General features: G+C 60.8%; 16 protein-coding genes, 1 tRNA gene and 1 pseudogene. 9 read left to right on the top strand and 9 right to left on the bottom strand.

The window, feature by feature from the left end:
• Nucleotides 1-6 precede the first annotated feature (6 nt).
• Genes MHY24_RS04090 through MHY24_RS04080 form a run of 3 tightly spaced genes read right to left on the bottom strand, consistent with a single transcriptional unit; the run spans nucleotide 7 to nucleotide 1629 of the window.
• Complete coding sequence (locus tag MHY24_RS04090; protein ID WP_239228444.1) at nucleotides 7-600, bottom strand: hypothetical protein; 594 nt, start codon at nucleotides 598-600, stop codon at nucleotides 7-9.
• Complete coding sequence (locus MHY24_RS04085; RefSeq protein WP_239228443.1) at nucleotides 597-1061, bottom strand: DUF6114 domain-containing protein; 465 nt, start codon at nucleotides 1059-1061, stop codon at nucleotides 597-599. Before MHY24_RS04085 ends, MHY24_RS04090 begins: the two co-directional genes overlap by 4 nt.
• On the bottom strand, nucleotides 1051-1629 hold the full coding sequence (locus MHY24_RS04080) for a DUF6230 family protein (protein ID WP_204610822.1): 579 nt from the start codon (nucleotides 1627-1629) through the stop codon (nucleotides 1051-1053). The genes MHY24_RS04085 and MHY24_RS04080 overlap by 11 nt, the downstream gene beginning before the upstream one ends.
• A 250-nt stretch (nucleotides 1630-1879) precedes the next feature.
• Here MHY24_RS04080 and MHY24_RS04075 point away from each other — a divergent pair, with 250 nt between their 5' ends.
• The 5 genes and pseudogenes from MHY24_RS04075 to MHY24_RS04055 all read left to right on the top strand — a co-directional run bounded on the left by MHY24_RS04075 (nucleotide 1880) and on the right by MHY24_RS04055 (nucleotide 9269).
• Nucleotides 1880-4666: a (Fe-S)-binding protein gene (locus MHY24_RS04075; RefSeq protein WP_239228442.1), complete on the top strand. Its 2787-nt coding sequence runs from the start codon at nucleotides 1880-1882 to the stop codon at nucleotides 4664-4666.
• Between the two features lie 34 nt (nucleotides 4667-4700).
• Nucleotides 4701-5978 carry a cation:proton antiporter gene (locus MHY24_RS04070; RefSeq protein ID WP_204610820.1) on the top strand — a complete coding sequence of 426 codons (1278 nt, stop codon included), beginning with the start codon at nucleotides 4701-4703 and terminating at the stop codon, nucleotides 5976-5978.
• Between the two features lie 57 nt (nucleotides 5979-6035).
• A complete protein-coding gene (locus MHY24_RS04065) occupies nucleotides 6036-6677 on the top strand; it encodes a DUF1707 domain-containing protein (RefSeq protein WP_239228441.1) in 642 nt (213 codons plus the stop codon).
• Nucleotides 6678-6732: 55 nt separating this feature from the next.
• Nucleotides 6733-7962, top strand: coding sequence for a pyridoxal phosphate-dependent aminotransferase (locus MHY24_RS04060; RefSeq protein ID WP_179387070.1), 1230 nt, complete (start codon nucleotides 6733-6735; stop codon nucleotides 7960-7962).
• Between the two features lie 144 nt (nucleotides 7963-8106).
• Nucleotides 8107-9269: pseudogene (locus tag MHY24_RS04055) on the top strand (YibE/F family protein).
• Nucleotides 9270-9339: 70 nt separating this feature from the next.
• Here the strand turns inward: MHY24_RS04055 and MHY24_RS04050 are convergent.
• Together MHY24_RS04050 and dcd are read right to left on the bottom strand one after the other, a co-directional pair.
• A complete protein-coding gene (locus MHY24_RS04050; protein WP_204610818.1) occupies nucleotides 9340-10662 on the bottom strand; it encodes a UDP-glucose/GDP-mannose dehydrogenase family protein in 1323 nt (440 codons plus the stop codon).
• A 42-nt stretch (nucleotides 10663-10704) separates the two neighbouring features.
• A complete protein-coding gene (gene dcd, locus MHY24_RS04045) occupies nucleotides 10705-11268 on the bottom strand; it encodes a dCTP deaminase (protein WP_005329405.1) in 564 nt (187 codons plus the stop codon).
• A gap of 65 nt (nucleotides 11269-11333) precedes the next feature.
• On the opposite strand from dcd, the gene MHY24_RS04040 reads away from it, so the two are divergent.
• Nucleotides 11334-11407, top strand: a tRNA-Gly gene (locus tag MHY24_RS04040).
• Nucleotides 11408-11430: 23 nt separating this feature from the next.
• Here the strand turns inward: MHY24_RS04040 and MHY24_RS04035 are convergent.
• The 3 genes from MHY24_RS04035 to MHY24_RS04025 are packed head-to-tail and all read right to left on the bottom strand — an operon-like array spanning nucleotide 11431 to nucleotide 14627.
• Entirely contained in the window at nucleotides 11431-11730 is a 300-nt protein-coding gene (locus MHY24_RS04035; RefSeq protein ID WP_239228440.1) for a hypothetical protein, read from the bottom strand.
• Nucleotides 11731-11743: 13 nt separating this feature from the next.
• Nucleotides 11744-13432 (bottom strand): VanW family protein, encoded by a 1689-nt coding sequence (locus MHY24_RS04030; RefSeq protein ID WP_239228439.1) that lies wholly within the window; start codon nucleotides 13430-13432, stop codon nucleotides 11744-11746.
• A gap of 34 nt (nucleotides 13433-13466) precedes the next feature.
• Complete coding sequence (locus MHY24_RS04025; RefSeq protein ID WP_239228438.1) at nucleotides 13467-14627, bottom strand: glycoside hydrolase family 3 N-terminal domain-containing protein; 1161 nt, start codon at nucleotides 14625-14627, stop codon at nucleotides 13467-13469.
• A gap of 58 nt (nucleotides 14628-14685) precedes the next feature.
• Here MHY24_RS04025 and MHY24_RS04020 point away from each other — a divergent pair, with 58 nt between their 5' ends.
• From MHY24_RS04020 to MHY24_RS04010, 3 genes are read left to right on the top strand one after another with little or no spacing between them, the layout of a single operon-like run.
• Nucleotides 14686-15192: a universal stress protein gene (locus tag MHY24_RS04020; protein WP_049359996.1), complete on the top strand. Its 507-nt coding sequence runs from the start codon at nucleotides 14686-14688 to the stop codon at nucleotides 15190-15192.
• A gap of 22 nt (nucleotides 15193-15214) precedes the next feature.
• Nucleotides 15215-15412, top strand: a complete 198-nt coding sequence (locus MHY24_RS04015; RefSeq protein ID WP_005325448.1) for a DUF2613 domain-containing protein — start codon at nucleotides 15215-15217, stop codon at nucleotides 15410-15412.
• 2 nt (nucleotides 15413-15414) lie between these two features.
• The gene (locus tag MHY24_RS04010; RefSeq protein ID WP_239228437.1) at nucleotides 15415-18483 is read left to right on the top strand and encodes an alpha-(1->3)-arabinofuranosyltransferase family protein; all 3069 of its coding nucleotides are present in this window, start codon (nucleotides 15415-15417) and stop codon (nucleotides 18481-18483) included.
• Here the strand turns inward: MHY24_RS04010 and MHY24_RS04005 are convergent.
• The gene (locus tag MHY24_RS04005) at nucleotides 18404-19564 is read right to left on the bottom strand and encodes an acyltransferase (RefSeq protein ID WP_239228436.1); all 1161 of its coding nucleotides are present in this window, start codon (nucleotides 19562-19564) and stop codon (nucleotides 18404-18406) included. The two genes, MHY24_RS04010 and MHY24_RS04005, sit on opposite strands and share 80 nt — an antisense overlap.
• Between the last annotated feature and the right edge of the window lie 7 nt (nucleotides 19565-19571).

Below are 19571 nucleotides of genomic sequence, written 5' to 3'. Positions count from 1 at the left end.
TGCGAGCTATTCCAGCCCTACCGTCACGGTCGGCGCGTTAAAGTGAGCACCCTTGAGGTTCACCAGCTCAAGGGTGACATCGCGCAGCTCAATGTGGTCCATGATTACATCGGGCACCTCCGCATCGGGGACGGGGTGAGCCTCTGGAATACCAAGTTTGTCCAACACGGCATTGATATCGTCGCGGCTTAAATCGATATCCGCCCGGGGTGCAGAAACCTTACCCACTGCCGGGGTGGCCTTAAGCTCGGTAGCCATAATGGTCACCGGTCCGCCGCGTACCTCGGTGGTGTCCCCTCCCGTGGTTAGCATGCCATCGCCATAGCGGCCAGGCAGCGTAATGGCGAGGTTGTCGATGTCTAGGTTGTCGCCCTTCAGCTCCAGGACCCGCACATCACCGCTGGCGGTGGGGAAAGTACCCAAGGATACGGTGACATTCTTCGTCAGCGTCACCGTATCCGCGAAGACGGTACTGAAGTACGGAACCGCCGGGGCATTTTGCGCATTAACCCGCTCTGAGCCGCTGGCACCAGCAACCACCAGCGCACAAGCCAGCACAATTAGGCAGCCGCGCGCCGCTCGAGGCAACGCCCTCATCATTGATCCGCTGCTTCCTTCGTACGGCGCTTCTTCTCCCCTGGCTGCCACGCAAAGGTAAAGGCCCCGCCAATAATGCCGAGCAGGGAGCCGATGACGAAGCCGCCCAAATTGGACGTCGGCAAGGCAATAATGGCCACGATGATGCCTAGCACACCGACATAATTCGAGGTTGCCGGCTGGAACCACGCACCAAGACCGAACATGGCTAGCAAGACGCCAATAAGCAGCGTAGAGACGCCAGAGATGGTGGAAATCATGACCAAAAGGTCAGAGATGCGGATGGTGATATAGGCCGGCGCGGCGATAATAATTCCGGAAAGGATGAGCAACAACCCCGGAAAAAAGGGCCGGCCAGAACGCCAGCGGCGAAAGCGCTGCCACACGCCAGGCTTAGATTCTTCGCCCGATGCCTCTGCTAATGGAAGGGACCGGGTTTCTTCCGCTGTAGGCTCAGCAGCCATTTTCGGAGCCCTTCCGCACCGTTACTCCCACATTCTTGGCGGAAAGGCGTTGCGCGCCCACGGAGGTGGCCTTCACATCATCCGCTTTGAGGGAGACCTGCTTCGAGTACAGGCCCCACGCGCCGGGATCGGCGGTATCGCTGAGCTGATTCGCATCGATGCCCACGTTGACATCCTGCATCACCAAGGAACCATCCACGTCGGTCGCGCCGACCAGCAAGCTATCGGATTCCACGCTGCCCTCACCCTCAGCTTTCAAAGCTAGGGTAGCCTCCCCACCAACGCCGGGCACCTTCGGAACCGTCACGGAAAGGCACAGGTCAGAAACCTTGGCATGGTCCAGTTTGATACGCGCGACGGGAAGGTGTTCATCGCCCTTTTGATCATCATCGACAAACAGCGAAAAGCCCTCGCCATCTAGATGCCCCATCGTGATTTTGAAGAAGCTACCCGAAAGCGCCAGGTTGGCAGTCAAGCCGCCTTGCGCCACGGCGAATCCGGTAACGCCAAAGGCGGCAAGGCCTGCGGTCAAGGCCACCGCGGCCTTGGTGATATTCGTTTTGCCCATGGCGGTTTGCCCTTTCTACGGCGGTTTAGGCTCTCTTCTTGCCAGGTTAGGCCACGCTGCAGGCACCGGCACTGGCTTTACTCTGCCGCCGTGTACAGCACGTTCAAAAGAATGTGACGGCCGAGTTTCTCATCTTGACAGTGTACAGTCCACCCCGCCGCGGCACCGCACTGAATGCAGACTCTGGGATTTTTGCCCCGAGGCTTTAAGGTAGATAACAACGTGGAGCATCAGTAATAAAGGAGCACGCATGACCACCGTGTTCGGTTGGATCGCTATAGCTGCATCGATTCCGGTGTGGCTGTACTTTTTCACCCGCGTATGGGCCCTCTTCAAGTTCATCCGCTCCGGCGGACCTAACCAGCTCAAGCGCACCGATAATATAGGCAAGCGTTTATGGCGCGTTATTGCAGAGGTCTTTGGCCATTCCCACTTCAAGGGTAAGCCTCTGGTCAATGCCGCCCACTGGCTGGTGATGGTGGGATTCCTTTTCGGCATCCTGGTGTGGTTTGAGGCCTATATTCAAACCTTCGCGCCGGACAAGGGCTGGCCCTGGCTCAGCCACTGGCCGGTCTACCACTTCGTTGAGGAAGTCTTGGGCATCGCGACGGTCCTCGGTATTGGTTTCCTCATCGCCGTGCGCCTCAAACTTGGCGATACCGAGCGCGGCAGCCGCTTCTTCAACTCCCAGACCACCTCGGCACGCTGGGTAGAGTTCATTGTCTTTTCTGAGGGACTCGGCATGATCTTGGTGAAATCCACCAAGATCGCCACCTACGGCGGCGGTTCCGCTTGGGCGGATTTCTTGAGCATCCACTTGGCCAAGCTCTTCCCCGAATCCCCGGCATTGGTGAGCTTCTTCGCCTTGTTCAAGCTGCTGTCCGGCATGCTGTTTATCGTCTTCATTTCCCGCAATTTCCAGTGGGGCGTGATGTGGCACCGCTTCACCAGCTTTTTCAATATCTTCTTCCAGCGCAACGCCACCGGTGAAAAGGCCCTACAATCCCTGCCCACCCTGGACTTGGAGGAAGACATCACCCCAGGTAGCTGGAAGATGCTGCTGGATTCCACCTCGTGTACCGAGTGCGGCCGCTGCCAAGAACTATGCCCGGCGTGGAATACCGAAAAGCCTCTGAGCCCCAAAAAGGTCATGATGGATCTGCGTCAGGGCGCACTGGATAATTACAACCCGCACGAAGGCCTGGATGTGCTGTCCATGGCCGGCGTCATCGACGATGACGTGCTGTGGTCTTGTACTAACTGCGGTGCCTGCGTGGATCAGTGCCCAACCGATATTGAACACATCGACCACATTGCGGACCTGCGCCGCTTCAAGGTGCTCGCAGAATCGGACTTCCCTTCCGAGCTCACCGGCTTGTTTAAGAATATGGAAAACAAGGGCAATCCATGGGGCCGGAATAATTCTGAGCGCCGCGCCTGGATCGATGAGGCCCGCGCCGATGGCATCGACGTCCCCATCATCGGTGAGGACGAGGCCGATTTCTCCGATATGGAATACCTGCTCTGGGTGGGCTGTGCTGGCGCTTATGATGACGATGGCCGCCGCACCACTCGTGCCGTAGTAGACCTGCTGCATACCGCAGGCGTAAAGTTTGGCGTGCTCTCCACGGGTGAGACCTGTACGGGTGATCCTGCCCGCCGCGCCGGCAACGAGTTCCTTTTCCAGATGATGGCGCAGCAAAACGTTGAAACCCTCAACAACGCCTTTGACGGCGTCCCGGAGGGCCAGCGCAAGATCATCACCACCTGCCCACACTGCTTTAACACCATCCGCAATGAGTACCCGGACTTTGACGGGCACTTCGACGTCTTCCACCACACCCAGCTGCTCAACCGCCTGGTCCGCGAGGGCTTGCTCAAACCGGTTCCGCGCACGCCGGAAAACCGCAAGCCCATTACCTACCACGATCCGTGCTTCCTCGGCCGCCACAATAAGGTCTTCGATCCTCCGCGCGAGCTGCTCGAGGCCACCGGCGTGGAGCTGCGCGAGATGGACAGGAACCGCGATGAAGCCTTCTGCTGTGGCGCCGGCGGTGCCCGCATGTTCATGGAGGAAAAGCTCGGCACCCGCATCAACGATTTCCGCACCGAGCAGGCTTTGGAGACCGGCGCGGAAGAAATCGCCACCGGTTGTCCCTTCTGCAATGTCATGATGACCGGCGGTGTGAAGTCCTTGGCGCAGGATTCCGCCCCCACTACCAAGGTCAATGACGTGGCGGTTATGCTGCGCAATTCTATTTCCCTCGACGAGTCCGGCACCCTCCCTGAGCCCCACCCCAAGGCGTTCCTGGCCACCCCTGTGCGCCACCAAAAGTCCGCAGGCACCAACGAAGTCCCGCTTGCCGACGCCCCCACTTCCAACGCTCCTACCACCCCGTCCGCCTCGGCACCAGCAGCACCAAGCACACCCGCTGCACCCGCAGCACCGGCTGCGCCCGCACCAAGTGCACCACCTGCTCCGTCGACGCCGACCCCGCCAGCTGCACCGCAGACTCCCCAAGCACCGGCAGCTCCCACAGCACCAAGCGCGCCTACCCCACCGAGCGCCTCGGCAGCACCTGCACCAAAAGCACCAGCCGCTCCGACGCCACCTAGTGCACCCGCGGCACCAAGCGCCCCTACTCCTCCGAGTGCTCCAGCAGCACCTGCGCCGAAGGCTCCCGCCGCTCCAACACCGCCAAGCGCACCCGCACCACCGGCTGTGCCCGCACCAAGTGCACCACCTGCTCCGTCGACGCCGACCCCGCCAGCTGCACCGCAGACTCCCCAAGCACCGGCAGCTCCCCCAACACCAAGCACGCCTACCCCACCGAGCGTCCCGGCAGCACCTGCACCAAAAGCACCAGCCGCTCCAACACCGCCAAGCGCACCCGCAGCACCCGCAGCACCGACGCCTCCAGCGACGCCGAAACCGCCACAGGCTGAGCCGCCAGCCGCACCGACCCCGCCAGCACCGCCGGCGGCTCCGGCACCACCGGCGTCGGAAAGCGTGCCCAAGCCACCTGAATCTGAGTAGGCACGCAGGGGCATTGGTGCGTACGCTGTAGTCCATGCATTTTAATGCGGGACTCGCCACCGATGCCCTGCTGCTGGCGGCAGGCGCAACTGAAAATACAAATTCCCTCGTCTCTTTCGCCTGGATTATGGCCGCGGCTCTACTCGCGCCGCTGGTCTCTTATATGTTGGGCTACCGCCTGCCGTCGGTGGCCCTCTTGCTGATTTTCGGCATGATTATTAGTCCTTCCGTACTCGACCTCGCGGCCGAGGACGAAGGCATCGCAATGCTCAAGGAGCTCGGCGTGGGCGCGCTGTTCCTTCTTGCAGGCTTTGAGATTCAAATCTCTACCCTCAAAACCAAAGAAGCCGGAACGGCACTATCTACTTGGATCATCTGTGCCCTCGCCTGTGGAGTGGGCGCCTACTTCTTGGTGGATAACGTGCCAGGTGCCATCGTCGTCGCCTTGGCCCTGACTTCAACGGCGCTGGGCACGCTCACGCCGATGCTGAAACAGGACCGCATTCTAGGCACCAAGGTGGGCAACTCCGTGATGATTCATGGTGCCATTGGTGAGGTCGCCCCCATTACCGCAATGGCGCTGTTGCTAGGTACTCGTTCCACGCTGACGACGATGATCATTTTGTTGTTCTTCATCATCATCGCCGTTGCCGTCGCCGTCATGCCAGCGGCCATCGCCTCGACCATCCCCTGGGTGAAGACCGCCTTTATCTCCGGTGCGGGCTCCACCAACCAGACGATCTTGCGTCTTATCATCCTGATTCTGGCCATCCTCATGGCGGTTACGGCAGTCTTTGAACTCGATATCGTGCTCGGCGCCTTTGCCGCTGGCATTATTTTGAACCGCATCATCCCGGATGAATTCCACCGCCGCCTTGAACACCGCCTCGATGTGGTGTTTTATTCGATGCTTATCCCGGTCTTCTTTGTGGTCTCCGGCATGAGCATTAGCTGGGATACCATTGCCAATAATCCGTGGAAGGTGCTGGGCATTCCAGCCCTCATTCTGGTGACGCGTGGTCTACCGGTCTTCCTGCGCGAAAATGTAGCGCATACCGGATCCGATATTGAAACCATCCGCGAGCGCCTCCAAGTGGGCTTGTATTCCGCCACCGGTCTGCCGATCATCGTGGCGGTGACCACCTTGGCGGTGAACTCCAAGATTATGGAACCCGAAAATGCCTCCATTTTTGTCTCCGGCGGCGCACTTACTGTCGCCCTCTTCCCATTCCTCGCCAGCCTGGTGGGCGGCAAGAAGCAGCCCGAAAAGAAGGACGAGGAATCTTCCGCCGCTGAGACCAAGGACCTATAGGCAGCGTTCGCTAAGAGCACGCCCCTAGCAGGGAGGAAATTTCCTAGACTGGGAAGCGTGAGTAATAGCTTTGGTTCTTCCCCTATCAATCGGACGATGCGCCTGTCCGATTCCGAGCGCAACGATGCAATCAATGACCTCGCCCGCGCCGTGGGTGAAGGCCGGTTAACCATGGAAGAGTTCGAAGACCGCTCGGACGACGTCATGCGCGCCCACACCCACCAAGACCTCGTGCCCGTCTTCCAAGACATTCCGGCGCGTGGTTCCCACGAGGTCAAGGTCTATTCCCGCGGTGAGGTCACGCGCGCCCATAATGCGGGCAAGAAGCCAAAGTTTGCGACCGCACTTTCCGGCTCGGTGGTGCTTGCCGTTGCCAGCCCAACGCTTATCGTGATGAGCGCGACCTTGAGCAGCCCATGGCTTTTGCTGGGAGGCGCGGTAGCAGCCGCGCTCATCCCTATCCTGTGGATTCTGCTCTACGTTGCCAAGGTGGGCCCATCCTCGTGGCACGCCCCATCCGTGCGCCAAATTGAAAAAGAGCAATTGCGCGAGATTCGCGCACTCACGGCGCATGAGCGCGCACAGCAAAAAATGATCGAAGAAAAGATGTGGGCCGATCGCCGCATGCAAGCCGGCGAAATAACCGGACAGGCTATGGATCTGGCCAAGCGCAAATTCAGCGAGTGGAATAAAAAATAGTCATCGCCGCTGTTAAAGCGTTTTGTGTAGCTGTGAATCGTGGCACAATATTCCCATGACTTCTCCGAAACACCGCATCTTTGACCAGTCCGACAAACTCAAGGGCGTCGCGTATGACATTCGCGGCGAGGTCTCTGCGGAAGCGGAACGCATGGAGCTCGATGGGCACACCATCTTGAAACTCAACACCGGTAACCCAGCCGTCTTCGGCTTCGAGGCTCCCGATGTCATCATGCGCGATATGATCGCTGCCCTGCCTACTTCCCAGGGCTATTCCACCTCCAAAGGAATCATTTCTGCTCGTCGGTCCATTGTTACCCGCTACGAGCTTGAAGATTTTCCGCCCTTTGATATCAACGATGTCTTCTTGGGCAATGGCGTCTCCGAGCTCATCAGCATGACCACCCAGGCGCTGCTCAATAATGGCGATGAGGTTCTCATCCCGGCGCCGGACTATCCACTGTGGACGGCAGCTACGTCCCTGGCGGGTGGCACCCCAGTGCACTACCTGTGCGATGAGGAGGACGACTGGAACCCATCGATCGAGGACATCGAGTCCAAGATCACGGATAAGACCAAGGCCATTGTGGTCATCAACCCGAATAACCCAACGGGTGCTGTCTACTCGCGCGAAGTTTTGCAGAAGATTGTCAACATCGCCCGCGAACATAACCTGCTCATCTTGGCCGATGAGATCTATGACCGCATTCTTTACGACGGCGCGCAGCACATCTCCATCGCTTCGCTCGCCCCAGACCTGCTCACCATCACATTTAATGGCTTGTCCAAGGCTTACCGCGTATGTGGTTACCGCGCTGGTTGGATGGTGCTCACCGGCCCTAAGCACCACGCCCGTGGCTTCATCGAGGGACTGGAGTTGCTCGCCGGAACGCGCCTATGCCCGAATGTGCCAGCGCAGCACGCTATCCAGGTGGCGCTAGGTGGCCGGCAGTCCATCTACGAGCTCACCGGTACCGGCGGGCGCCTTTTGCGCCAGCGCAATATTGCCTACGAAAAGCTCAACGAGATTCCGGGCGTTTCTGCGGTAAAGCCCATGGGCTCGCTGTACCTCTTCCCGCGCTTGGATCCGAACGTGTATGAGATCCATGATGATGCCAAGCTCATGCTGGATATTTTGAAGGCAGAAAAGATCCTCATGGTGCAAGGCACCGGCTTTAACTGGCCGAACCCGGATCACTTCCGCGTGGTGACGCTGCCGTGGGCATCCCAAATCGAAAACGCCATTGAGCGCCTAGGTAACTTCCTAGTGAGCTACAAGCAGTAGTTTCCCGCCAGTTGCTAATGATAGTGATAATCCATAACAATATGGTGCATGGGAAGACATTCTGCGGAACCTAAATCTCAGCCGACCCCTAGTTCATGGCGTCGGCTCTCTACTTCGATAACTCAGCATCCATGGCGATTGACTTTGCTCGGTGTGCTCGTCACAGCGCTTATTGCCACCATCGCGGGCATGGCATTGCTGTGGCCTCAGAGTCCAGCCTCCGAGCACACCTCCACTGATTTTCAGCAAACCTATGCCCTCAACCACCCACAGGTCGAGGGCACGGTCGACACGACAGATCACTCGGCTTGCCAATCGGAACTTACTGGACAGGCCTTTGATAAACCGCCGCTCATTCCGGGGACTGAGGAAGTGCAGTGCGACCGCGCCTTGGTCAACATCACCTCCGGCGAGGACGAAGGACGCATGACTCAATTGGTCACCTACGGAAATGCCGGCGATCCGCAGCTCAAACCGGGCGACAACATTGTTCTTTCCAAGGCTAATGACCCTTCCGGTGCTGTGTCCTATGCTTTCGCTGATTATCAGCGCACCGGAAGCCTAGCTCTGTGGGCAGTTATCGTGGCCGTCGTCATTATCGCTTTTGCGGCCTGGCATGGCGTGCGCGCCCTTATCGGCTTGGCGCTCAGCCTAGGCGTGATCTTTGCGTTCCTCGTCCCCGCTCTTATCGACGCCCATAACCCCCTCTGGTCCGCCCTGGTCGCCTGCTCCGCTATCATTCTGCTCGCCGTTCCTCTCGTCCACGGCCTGAATTGGAAATCGGCATCGGCGGTGGGCGGCTCCCTTATCGCTCTCATTCTTGCAGCAGCGTTAGCGTGGGCCGCTATCGATAGTTCGCAGCTACAAGGCTATAGTTCCGAGGACAACCTGAAGCTACTTCTTTATATGCCCAACGTGTCCATCGTGGCGTGCTCTTATGCGGTTTTGTGGTCGGTGCCTTGGGCAGCCTTGCCGACGTCGCCGTGGCCCAAGCATCCACCATTACCGAACTCCACGGAGCGGACCCTGATGCTCGCCCTTCACAGCTTTTCCTCTCCGCAATGAAGGTGGGCCGCGACCACATCGCCTCCATGGTCTATACGTTGATTCTCACCTATACCGGCGCAGCCTTGCCGCTGCTCATGCTGATTACCGCAGCAGAACGCCCTGCCGGCCAGATTTTGAGCAGCGATCTCGTCGCCACTGAGCTGCTGCGTTCCGGAGTGGGTGCGATGGCATTGACCCTCGCAGTTCCCATCACTACGGCCATCGCAGCTTTCACAGTGCCACAGCGCGCACAGGCTTAGGCCCCTATACAAAAGGCTGAGCAGGGCGATTATTTCGCTGCTCAGCCTTTGTATCTCAGAAGTAGAGGACCTAGAGGGTGCGCCCCAAGGCCTCAACCTTCCAGCCTGCCTGCTGCCAATCTGCGACAGGCAGCACATTGCGACCATCGATAATGTGCTTATTGTCCACCAGCTGGCCTGCCTGCTGCGGATCCAATTCCTTGAACTGCTTCCACTCGGTAGCCAAAATCACCAGTTCAGCCTCGCGCAGGGCATCGTCAGTGTCCGCGGCATAATCCAAGGTGGGGAATACCTTCTTCGCGTTGTCCATGCCTTCTGGGTCATAGACGGTTACTGCCGCGCCAGCCAGCGACAGGGAACCCGCTACGGCAAGGGCGGGCGAATCGCGCACGTCATCGGAATTCGGCTTAAACGCGCAACCCAATACGGTCACGCGGTGACCAAGCAGGGAACCATTGAAGGCTTCCTTGGCCAGGTCCACCACGCGGTCACGGCGGCGCATATTGATAGCGTCCACCTCACGCAGGAAGGTTAGCGCTTGGTCGGCGCCCAGCTCGCCAGCGCGGGCCATGAAAGCGCGGATGTCCTTGGGCAGGCAACCGCCACCAAAGCCGAGACCGGCGCCAAGGAACTTGCGGCCGATGCGCTCGTCGAGCCCAATGGCGTCGGCAAGAGCGGTAACGTCCGCGCCTGCAATCTCGCAGATCTCAGAAACGGCGTTGATAAAGGAAATCTTGGTGGCCAAGAACGCATTAGCGGAGACCTTGACCAGCTCGGCGGTCTGCCAATCCGTCACGATGAATGGGGTGTCCTGCGAGAGCGGCTGAGCATAAACCTCGCGAGCTACCTCCTCGGCACGGCTTTCGCCCTCGCGCACACCGAGAACGATGCGGTCTGGGGTGATGGTGTCCTTAACGGCGTAGCCCTCACGCAGGAACTCCGGGTTCCACGCGATTTCCACGGTGGTGCCTTCTGGGGCAAGCTCATTAGCCAGCTCCTGGAGCTCTGCCGCCGTTCCCACCGGAACGGTGGACTTACCAAAGATGATGTGATCGCCCTTGAGCTTGGGCACCAGGTCCGTAATGACGGCTTTCACATAGGTCATATCCGCCGCATAGGAACCGCGGCGCTGCGGGGTACCTACGCCCAAAAAATGCAGGTTGCCGAACGCGGCTGCTTCTTCATAGTCCGTGCTGAAGTCAAGGCGGCCGGCCTCGATATTGCGCTCGAGAACCTCCGGCAGGCCCGGTTCAAAGAACGGAACCTTGCCCGATTTAAGAGCGGAAATTTTATTGTCATCTACGTCCACGCCTAGTACTTCATGGCCGAGCTCGGCCATGCAGGCAGCATGGGTTGCACCCAAGTATCCGGTGCCGATTACAGTCATACGCATAAAACCCCATATTAGAGGCTCTATGTGAATGCCGGTTTAAGCCTATCGAAAATTCAGGTAAGACTTCGATGGCGTCGGGCCGCGCTGGCCCTGGTACTTCGACCCCAGCGAGCCGGTGCCATATGGGCTTTCCGCTGGTGAAGTCATCTTGAAGATAGCCAGCTGCCCCACCTTCATGCCCGGCCACAGGGCGATGGGCAGGTTGGCGGTATTAGAAAGCTCGAGCGTGATGTGGCCGGAAAAACCAGGGTCAATAAAGCCCGCGGTGGAGTGGGTCAACAGGCCTAGGCGGCCGAGGGAAGACTTGCCCTCCAAGCGACCGGCCAAGTCTGCCGGCAAGGTGAATTTTTCCAGCGTGGCGCCCAGCACGAACTCGCCTGGGTGCAGGATGAAGGACTGATCTTCTTCTACCTCCACCAAGGTGGTGAGATCCGGCATTTCCTCTTTGGGGTCAATATGCGTGTACCGCGAGTTATTGAAGACTCGGAAGTACTTATCTAGGCGCACGTCTACGGACGAGGGCTGGATAAGTTCGCTGTCGAAGGGCTCGATGCCCAATTCTTCGGCGTCAATGGCGGCACGGATATCACGATCTGAAAGAAGCACGGCCCCAATTCTACTCATGCCGAAGGCCGCGGTGTATAGTAGGCCGGAGCGCACAAACGCGCAGTGCCGACGTAGTTTAATGGTAGAACTGCAGCTTCCCAAGCTGCTAGCGCGGGTTCGATTCCCGTCGTCGGCTCCAATTTTCGGGGGGACAATATCGTGCTAGTCGGTGGCGCTTAGCCACTCGGCCAGTTCTTTTTGTGCTCGTTCTACCCCGCCTGGATAGTGTGCTTCCAACTCTGCGGCGGCTGGTTCGAAGAATTTCTCCGTGAGCGCGACAAGATCGCGCTCAGGAACAGTGCCGCGGATGTCATCTAGCGGGGCGCGGAACGTCATTCCACAATCGGTCCGGCGCTGATATCCGCGCCAGTCTTCGCTGTAGATGCGAAGTTCTGCCCCGCGCAGGTTGGATTCAACGACCACGTTGCCAAATATGAGCGTGGTAAGGGTTCGCTCTTCCATGGCGCCGAGTCTACTAGCCGCAGCGAACTATGGGCTGCGGGTCGTAGACCGTGGTGGTGGTCTCGCGGGAGAGCTCCTTGCCGCCTAGGTCCTTGATGATGCGGGTATCGGACGTCGTAAAGCCCGGCGCGCCAGAAGAAGGCGAGCAGTCGCTGCCGGGCACGGACATAGGTTGTGGGTCGGTCTTAGCCCAGCGGCCGTTGTTCACAGACTCGACGTCGACGGTCTTGGTGCCCTTCAGGCGCACGGTGATCTTGCCGCCACCAAAGTCGGTCTCAATGCGGACCGGGGTATTGAAGGTGTTGGTGAACTGCAGGTCGATGGCGCCCTCGTACACGGTGGCCTCGCGGCCGGCTGGGTAGCGGGAAATGTAGTACGAGTGCGGGGTGTGGGCGGTATCTTCCATGCCCGCAAAGTAGGCAGCGTTGTACAAGGTGGTGGCGAACTGGGAGATGCCGCCGCCCACGGCGGAGCCGGAGTGGCCATCGATAATGATGCCGGACTCAACGTAGCCCTGTGCCGTGCCGCGAGGGCCCGTGTGGCCGTTGAGGGAGAAGGTCTCGCCCGGGTTGACCACGGCGCCGTTGACCTGTTGGGCCACCAGCTCGATATTCTTGCCAGAGGCAGCGGAGTAGCCCTCGGTGGTGAACTCGCCCACGGTGTCGTTGAAGGTCGCCTTCTTAGCATCGTCGGTGGTGAACTCTGCCGGGTCCGGCTTGTAAGTAGCATCCCACTCGCGGTCATCGCCGGTCACGCGCTTGTCAAAGTCCTTCATGGTCGGCTCCCAGTCGATGATCTCGCCATCTTCCGACGGGGTGACCTGCTTATCGTTGCCGTTGAAGGAAATCTTGGCATTTACGCCCGGGACATCGGCGCCCTCGGAGCGCTCGGCCAGCAGCTCTTGCGCGCGGTTGGTATCCACGGCGAGCTTAAGCTTGCCGTCTTTCTTTTCAATGCTGGTGAACTGGGAGATTTCCGGCTTGTTCAGGGTAGCGCTGACATTATTCTTGGCCTTCAGGGTAATGGGATTATCCAGCGCCTTGGCGGCATCGCCGGTGCGCATGGCCTCGATAGCTTCATCATTGATGGCCGGCTCTACCTCTTCTGGGGCCACGTTTACGCCCTCGGAATCGAGCCAATTATCCGTAACCGCATTGTGCAGGGCGCCGGCATCCACGGTTTGGCCGAGCTTGGGGTCGGTGACCTTGAGCTCACCATTGTTGAGCTCCAGCATGCCATCGACTGGATCGGTGGAGAGATCCTTCTTCACGCGGTCCAGAGCCGGTTGCAGCTGGGCCTCATCCACATTGGTTTCTACCGGAATATCCCGGGTGGAGCGGAAGAAGCTATACAGGCGGGTAAAAGGATTGAGGGAAGGCTCCTCAATATTGTCCACGGCGCGCTGGTTATCCAGGGCGAGGCCCGACTCGGAGGGAACGAAATCGGTGTGCAGGTCGCCGGAGGTAACGCTCACGGGCTCGGTTTCTACGCCCGCAAGCTCGTCTTCGAGCTTCTCCACGGCGGCGGTGCGATCCATGGCGGAGATATCCACGCCGTTGACGGAAACGGCGCGCGGAATCTTGTCCTGGTTTGCTGCGACATCCCAGGCATAAGCAATGCCCGCGATCAGGACAAGGCCAACCAATACGCCGAGCGCGATGAGCCAGCCTTTAGCACCGTTTTTTCCTTCTGCCTTTTTCACGCCTTAAAGGTTAACGGTTTTAGTGGCATTTTTCCTAGTCCTGTGCGGGCTCGGGTGCAGCGCTGGCCGGGGGAGCGCTGACATGGCGGGCGGCGTCCGCAAGGCGTTCGAGTGGCAGGCGGCCCTGGTCGACTGCGCCAACAACGGCGTCGATCACCGCATTAATGTCCCCGTCGGTGGACCACAGGGGCAGGTCGGCTCCGGCATTGAGGGAGGTCACGACGGCGTCGGCAAGCGGGAGCGAATCCGCAATCGCCTTCATGCCACCGATGTCATCGGTATAGATGGGCCCGTCGTACTGCAGGGTCTCGCGGGCTAGGCCATAGGCTTCCGGCAGGATGGAAGCGGGAGTCTGACCATCGCCCAGGCCGGGCACGGCGAGGTGGCCCATCATGAGCGCGGCATTGGGCGCTTGGGGAAGAGCAGCCTTAAAGGGAATGAACTCGTGGCCTTCTAGCTCTTCTAGCGGCGGGGTAACGGCCTCGGCCAGGTGGGTATCGCCAGAAGCACGGCCGTGTCCCGGGAAATGCTTGAATACGGCCTTGACCCCGGCCGAATCCAACCCACGTGCAAAGGCCGCGCCATACTCGCCCGCTTGGGCCGGATCGGTGGAAAAAGAACGATCGCCCACAACTTCCAAGCCGTTGCCATCGACGTCGAGCACCGGCGCGAAGTCCACGTTAATGCCATGCGCCTTGAGGCTCGTGCCAATCTCGTGCGCGAGCTCCTCCACTTCTTGCGGAGAGCGCTCGGCCGCCATCTGTTGCGGCGCGGGGTACTCGCCCAGGATCTCCGAGAAACGTTGCACGCGCCCGCCCTCAAAATCGATGGAGACCTCAAAGTCGCGGCCCACCTCTTGGCGCAGGGCATTAATATCGCGGCCCTCTTCCTGCAGCAAGTTTGGATCCGCCCAGCTAGGGATAAAGATTCCGCCCACACCTGCCTCCAGCTTGGCCTTAGCATCGTCGTAGTTGGTGACCGGCGGCATCAGCACGGAAGCAGCCATGGCGCGGATGTCCTGCTGCGGGGCGGCCTCCTGCGAGATCTCTTCGAGCGTTTCGTGCGTCGCGGCAGGTGAGCTCGACCCAGCCGGGGTGGTGGAGCCCTGGCTCTCGTTGTCCTCCTGGGGGGAGGTAGAGCAGGCGCCCAAGGCCGTCACGAGGGCGAGGCTGGCAAGGATGCGCGGAGTTTTCATGCCTTCTAGTGTGCAATATTCCTCGCGTTCTGTCGCAAGCGGTGGGTAGACTAGTGACATGAGTAACGGCGAGACAATGCTAATTGCCTACGATGGCACCGAACGAGCCGGCCGCGCCCTCGAGTACGCGGCCCAGCTGCTGCGGCCCACCACGGTAGAAATCCTCACCGCCTGGGAGCCGGTAGCCCGGCAGACCGCCCGCGCTGTCAGTCGCACCGGAATGCACCAGTCCACCGTCTCCCCGGACGGCGTCGAGGAGGATCCGGCCTATGAAGAGGCGCTGAAGATTTGTCGCCAAGGTATCGAGCTGGCCGAAAGCTTGGGCCTAGCCGGCCGCGCCCACCTGGTGGAATCCGCTACCACCATTTCCTCCGCCATCATTGATGCCGCACACGAGCTGGACGTGGACGTCATCGTCACCGGCACCCGCGCCCTGACCGGTTTCCGCGCCTGGTGGACCAACTCCACCGCCGACCAGATTGTGCGCAATGCCGGCCTCCCCGTCTTTATCGTGCCGCAAGAAAACGAGGATGACGCGGACGACGATGAGGCCGAATACTTCTAAATAGCTGCTAATATCTTTAGCCATGGCTCTGGAAACCGATTCTTTGAACAAGCGTACCCTTGGCCCTGCCATCGGTAGCGCTGTTGTGGGCATCGCGCTCGGCGTCATCACCATCATCGGCATCGCTCAGTTCTCCGGCACCGATACCGTGCCGGAAGGCAATGCAGTTTCTGCCTCCGATGCGGTTTTGGGCGGCCCTGAGTACGGATCCCGCAACTAGGTGTGAGTACCCTCCGCGGGCGGCTTGCCCGCCCCTACCCGCTGGGGATTTTTGCCCTAGCGCTCATCCTCGCGGTGCAGCCGTGGGGGCTGACGGCGGCCGATACCAAGCATGATCTGGCGGCCGATCCGCTGCACTTTCTCCGCGGGGCGCTAAGCGCCTATACGGATACCTTTACCCTAGGACAGCTGCAGAATCAGGCCTATGGCTACCTCTTTCCCCAGGGCCCATTCTTCGTTTTAACCCAGCCCCTGCCCGATTGGGTAGCCCAGCGCCTGTGGTGGTTGCTGGTCTTGGGCGTCGGCTTCACCGGCTTCCATAAGCTCGCTTGCAAGGTGGGCCTGCGTGGCTGGTGGGTCTGGGTTGCAGCGATGCTCTACGCGCTCTCGCCGCGCACGCTTTCTACCCTGACCGCCATTTCTTCTGAGACCTGGCCGGTCATGCTCGCTCCCTGGGTTATCCTGCCCTTCCTCAATACCAAGCTCACCTGGCGCGATGCCGCCGCGGCCACCATCCCCGTGGCGCTGATGGGTGCGGTCAATGCCACTGCCACCATCGCGGCGTGTATCCCGGCCGCAGTAATCCTGCTCTACCGCCGTGCATTCAAGCCCGGCGCGGCCTGGCTTTTAGGCTGCCTGGCAGTATCGGCGTGGTGGATCGGTCCCCTTATCGTGCTTGGCCGCTATGCCCCGCCGTTTACGGAATTCATCGAATCCGCCCGCGTGACCACGCGCTGGCTTAACCTGCCAGAGATTCTGCGCGGAACCACGAGTTGGACGCCGTTCGTTGATACCGAGCGCGTGGCCGGCTATGAACTTGCCACCGAGTCCTTCTTTGTGCTGGTCACCATGGGCATCGCGGCGGTAGGCATCTACGGTCTTACCAAGCTGCCGCGCGTGTGGTCCGTCATGCTGGTGGTGGGCATCGTTGTGCTGGGCTGCCAGGTGGCGTGGTACCTCGATGCGCTCGATGGACCGCTGGCCGCGCTGCGCAACCTGCATAAATTCGATCCGCTGGTGCGCATCCCCCTGCTTCTGGGCGTGGCGCGCGCCTGCGCGAACCTGCCGCTGCCAAGAAGCTTGCACCCCAGCAAGAAGCAGACGCTCGGCGCACTGACGCTGCTGTTGTGCATCGCGGTGGTTTCCCCAGCGTGGTCACAGCGCTTGCTGCCGCTGGGTGCCTATAAGGAGGTGCCTTCCTATTGGCAGGAGGCAACGGACTTTATCAATACCCATGCTGCCGATACCCGCACCCTTATCTACCCAGAGGCGTCCTTTGCCCGGCAGACCTGGGGATGGACGCGCGACGAGCCGGCTCAGCCGCTGCTCGATGTCCCCTGGGCCGTGCGCGATGCCATTCCACTTGTGCCCCCAGAAGCAATCCGCGGGCTCGATGGTGTGATGGCCGCGCTCAAGGAGGATCCGGCTACCGGCGTGCGCTCCCTGCAGCGCTTGGGCATCGGCGCGGTCATGGTGCGCCACGATCTCTTCACCGGGGATGACGATGCCCTAGCCAGCGAGTTTGGCGGCGAGGTCCATCGCTTCGGCGAGGTCGATGTCATCCTGCTCAACCACACCGGCATGTCCTTAGGACCCACGGACCCAGTGCGCGTGGCCGGCGGCGGGGAAGCCTTGGCGCTTCTCGATGCCCATTCCACCCCCACCACTCGACAGCTCGTCGATCGCGACGCCGATATCGTCACCGATACCCCGACGCTCACGGACCGCAACTACGGCACCCTTGATGGCCCTATCTCCGCGCCCCTGGCCGCGGACGACCCCAGCCACGTGAATAACCGCCTGCGCGATTATCCCTCCGCTGGGCCCCTTACCCAGGTGGAAACCCACGGCGGTTCCGTGGCGGTCTCCTCCTCGGCTGCCGATGCCACGGCCTTTGGCGGAGCCCAGCCGAAAAAGTCCGCCACGGCCGCCGTGGACGGGGAGAACTCCACCGCCTGGTGGCCCGCGCCGGGCGATGATGCCGGGTGGATTGAACTGCGCGGTTCTTTCACCCAGCCGCGACTCAAGCTCATGGCCACCAGCGCCACCACGGTAACCGTGCGCTCTGGCAGCGCGGCCGTAGACGTGGACTTGCAGCCCTTCCGCTCGCAGGAAGTCCGCGTTCCCGGCGGCGATACCGAGGCCATCCGCGTAGAGCTATCCCACCGCACCGGCATCGCGGAGTTAGAGGTAGAAGGCCAGCCGGTCGAGCGCGTGGTGACCGTCCCGGATACCTCCCCTGACGTGCACCAATTCTTCTTCCAGCAAATGCTGCAGGATACTGGCGTGCTCATCCGCGACTTCACGGCGCCGCGCCCCATGCGGGTAAAGGTAGATTCCACCAAGCCTGTGCTTATCGACGCCCAGCGCTACTCCCCCGGCGATTCCCTCACCCTCAACCCTGGCACGCACCGCGTGCGCACCACTGGACCATGGGTGAGCCTGCGCGAGGAGGGCTGGCAACCAGCAGGCTCTTCCGAGCCCACCGGGTACTCGGTTGCAGCCGCTGATAAGGATCGCCTCTTGGTCACCGGTCGCGCCTTCAATAAGGGCCTGCGCGGTTATTTGGGCAATGAAGAGCTCACCCCGCGCGAGATCGATGCGGCCACCCAAGCTTTTGTCATTCCGGCCGGCCGCTCCGGTGACTTCCACATGACCTTTGCCGCCCAACCGGTTTACCGCGCCACCCTCCTCTTCGGCGGCGCCTTGGGCTTGCTCACCCTCGGCCTGTGCATCTTGGCGGCCGCGCGGCGCTCGTCCCAGCCCACCTGGCGCGCGCCGCGCGGCGGTGCCGCCTCGGCCGTAGTCGCTCTCGGCGCGCTGGCCCTGACCGGCTGGCCGGCCGCGGTGGCGGCCGTTGCCGCTTGGTTGGTGCTGCGCTGGACCACCATTCCGCGCGCCTACCTCGCGCCCGGTGTCGTAGCGGCGGCCGGGGCGATCCTCGCCCGCGCGCCGTGGACATCGGGATCCTATGCGGGCGATTCGCTCCTACTTAGCTGCTTGTGTGCCGCGGGCGTGGCCTGTCTTTTCGCCTCCGACCGAGGAGAAGATCCCGGCCGGGACGCTCGATGAGCGTATAGCTCGCGGCCGAGACCACCACGGTGGCCACCACCGTTACGGCCAGAATCACCCAAAAGTCCAGGGGTTTCCCGCTAAACAGCGGCACCCCGGTAAGCGGAAACGCCAGTCCCAGAATGGCCACATGCCATAAGAAGATGGAATAGGACCACGCGCCCAGTGCCTGCATGAGCGGGCTGGTCAGCCAGGACTTATCCCGTGGGGCGAGCGCCACCGGTACCACCACGACTGCGGCGAAGGCCGCTCCCGCAATGATCCGGCGGGAAAATTCACCTGGCTCTGGATGCACCAGTCCCTGCGGCCCGAACCACTCGCGGCTGGAAATCCACAGCACCACCGCTGCCACGAGCCACCATGCCCAGCGCGGCCGCAGCGCGCGTTGCACGCGCCGGCTAACACCAGCTTCTTCGCATTCCGCGGCCAGCATTCCCACGGCAAACCACGAAGCATACGCCGGCGGCCAAATCTGCGAATTGACCTGATCCTTGGAGTAATCGGCCACAAAGGGAACAAAACCCCAGGCCCAGCTAATCACGGCGCCCAGCGCGATGGCCGCTACCCGCCAGCGCCGCGGCAGCACCCCAAGAAGCCACACCAACACAGGCAGGGCAAGGTAGAAGAAGAACTCCACGCATAGCGACCACAGGTGAGTAAGCCCCGGCGCTAGCCCGTCCACCACATAGATCTGGGTAGAGGTGAGGTTGCTCAGCAGTTGGGTGAGGGTGAGCGAGTGGGCGTCGGGAAGCAGGAGCATCACCGCCACCACGCAGGCATAATAGGCCGGCACTAGGCGGGCCACGCGCGAGCGCGCATAGCCGGATAAGGTGTGCAAGCCGCGGCGACGCCACAAGAGGAAGGCACTGAGCGCAAAGAAGACAGCGACGAAATAATCAAAGCGCCCGGCAAACCCCCACCCGGTTCCGGTCTGAAAAGACACGTGGGTGACAATGATTCCAAGGGAAGCGACCGCGCGTAGACCGTCTAGCTCCGGCAGATGCTGGGGTACGCTTTTCACAGATGCCTGCGGCTGCACGCTTGCTCCTAACCCCGGATCGACCTGAAACTGATTGGACATATTACTG

The sequence above is a fragment of the Corynebacterium sp. ACRPQ genome (assembly GCF_022347225.1).
GTDB classification, from domain to species: Bacteria; Actinomycetota; Actinomycetes; order Mycobacteriales; family Mycobacteriaceae; genus Corynebacterium; species Corynebacterium tuberculostearicum_D.
Note: the sequence above shows the minus strand (reverse complement) of the source record. Positions and strands in the feature narration are given on the sequence as shown.

What these genes read in the sequence shown, in the direction of transcription:
- MHY24_RS04090 (WP_239228444.1), bottom strand. Translation starts at nt 600, where the DNA reads ATGATGAGGGCGTTGCCTCGAGCGGCGCGCGGCTGCCTAATTGTGCTG.
- MHY24_RS04085 (WP_239228443.1), bottom strand. Translation starts at nt 1,061, where the DNA reads ATGGCTGCTGAGCCTACAGCGGAAGAAACCCGGTCCCTTCCATTAGCA.
- MHY24_RS04080 (WP_204610822.1), bottom strand. Translation starts at nt 1,629, where the DNA reads ATGGGCAAAACGAATATCACCAAGGCCGCGGTGGCCTTGACCGCAGGC.
- MHY24_RS04075 (WP_239228442.1), top strand. Translation starts at nt 1,880, where the DNA reads ATGACCACCGTGTTCGGTTGGATCGCTATAGCTGCATCGATTCCGGTG.
- MHY24_RS04070 (WP_204610820.1), top strand. Translation starts at nt 4,701, where the DNA reads ATGCATTTTAATGCGGGACTCGCCACCGATGCCCTGCTGCTGGCGGCA.
- MHY24_RS04060 (WP_179387070.1), top strand. Translation starts at nt 6,733, where the DNA reads ATGACTTCTCCGAAACACCGCATCTTTGACCAGTCCGACAAACTCAAG.
- MHY24_RS04050 (WP_204610818.1), bottom strand. Translation starts at nt 10,662, where the DNA reads ATGCGTATGACTGTAATCGGCACCGGATACTTGGGTGCAACCCATGCT.
- MHY24_RS04035 (WP_239228440.1), bottom strand. Translation starts at nt 11,730, where the DNA reads ATGGAAGAGCGAACCCTTACCACGCTCATATTTGGCAACGTGGTCGTT.
- MHY24_RS04025 (WP_239228438.1), bottom strand. Translation starts at nt 14,627, where the DNA reads ATGAAAACTCCGCGCATCCTTGCCAGCCTCGCCCTCGTGACGGCCTTG.
- MHY24_RS04020 (WP_049359996.1), top strand. Translation starts at nt 14,686, where the DNA reads ATGAGTAACGGCGAGACAATGCTAATTGCCTACGATGGCACCGAACGA.
- MHY24_RS04015 (WP_005325448.1), top strand. Translation starts at nt 15,215, where the DNA reads ATGGCTCTGGAAACCGATTCTTTGAACAAGCGTACCCTTGGCCCTGCC.
- MHY24_RS04005 (WP_239228436.1), bottom strand. Translation starts at nt 19,564, where the DNA reads ATGTCCAATCAGTTTCAGGTCGATCCGGGGTTAGGAGCAAGCGTGCAG.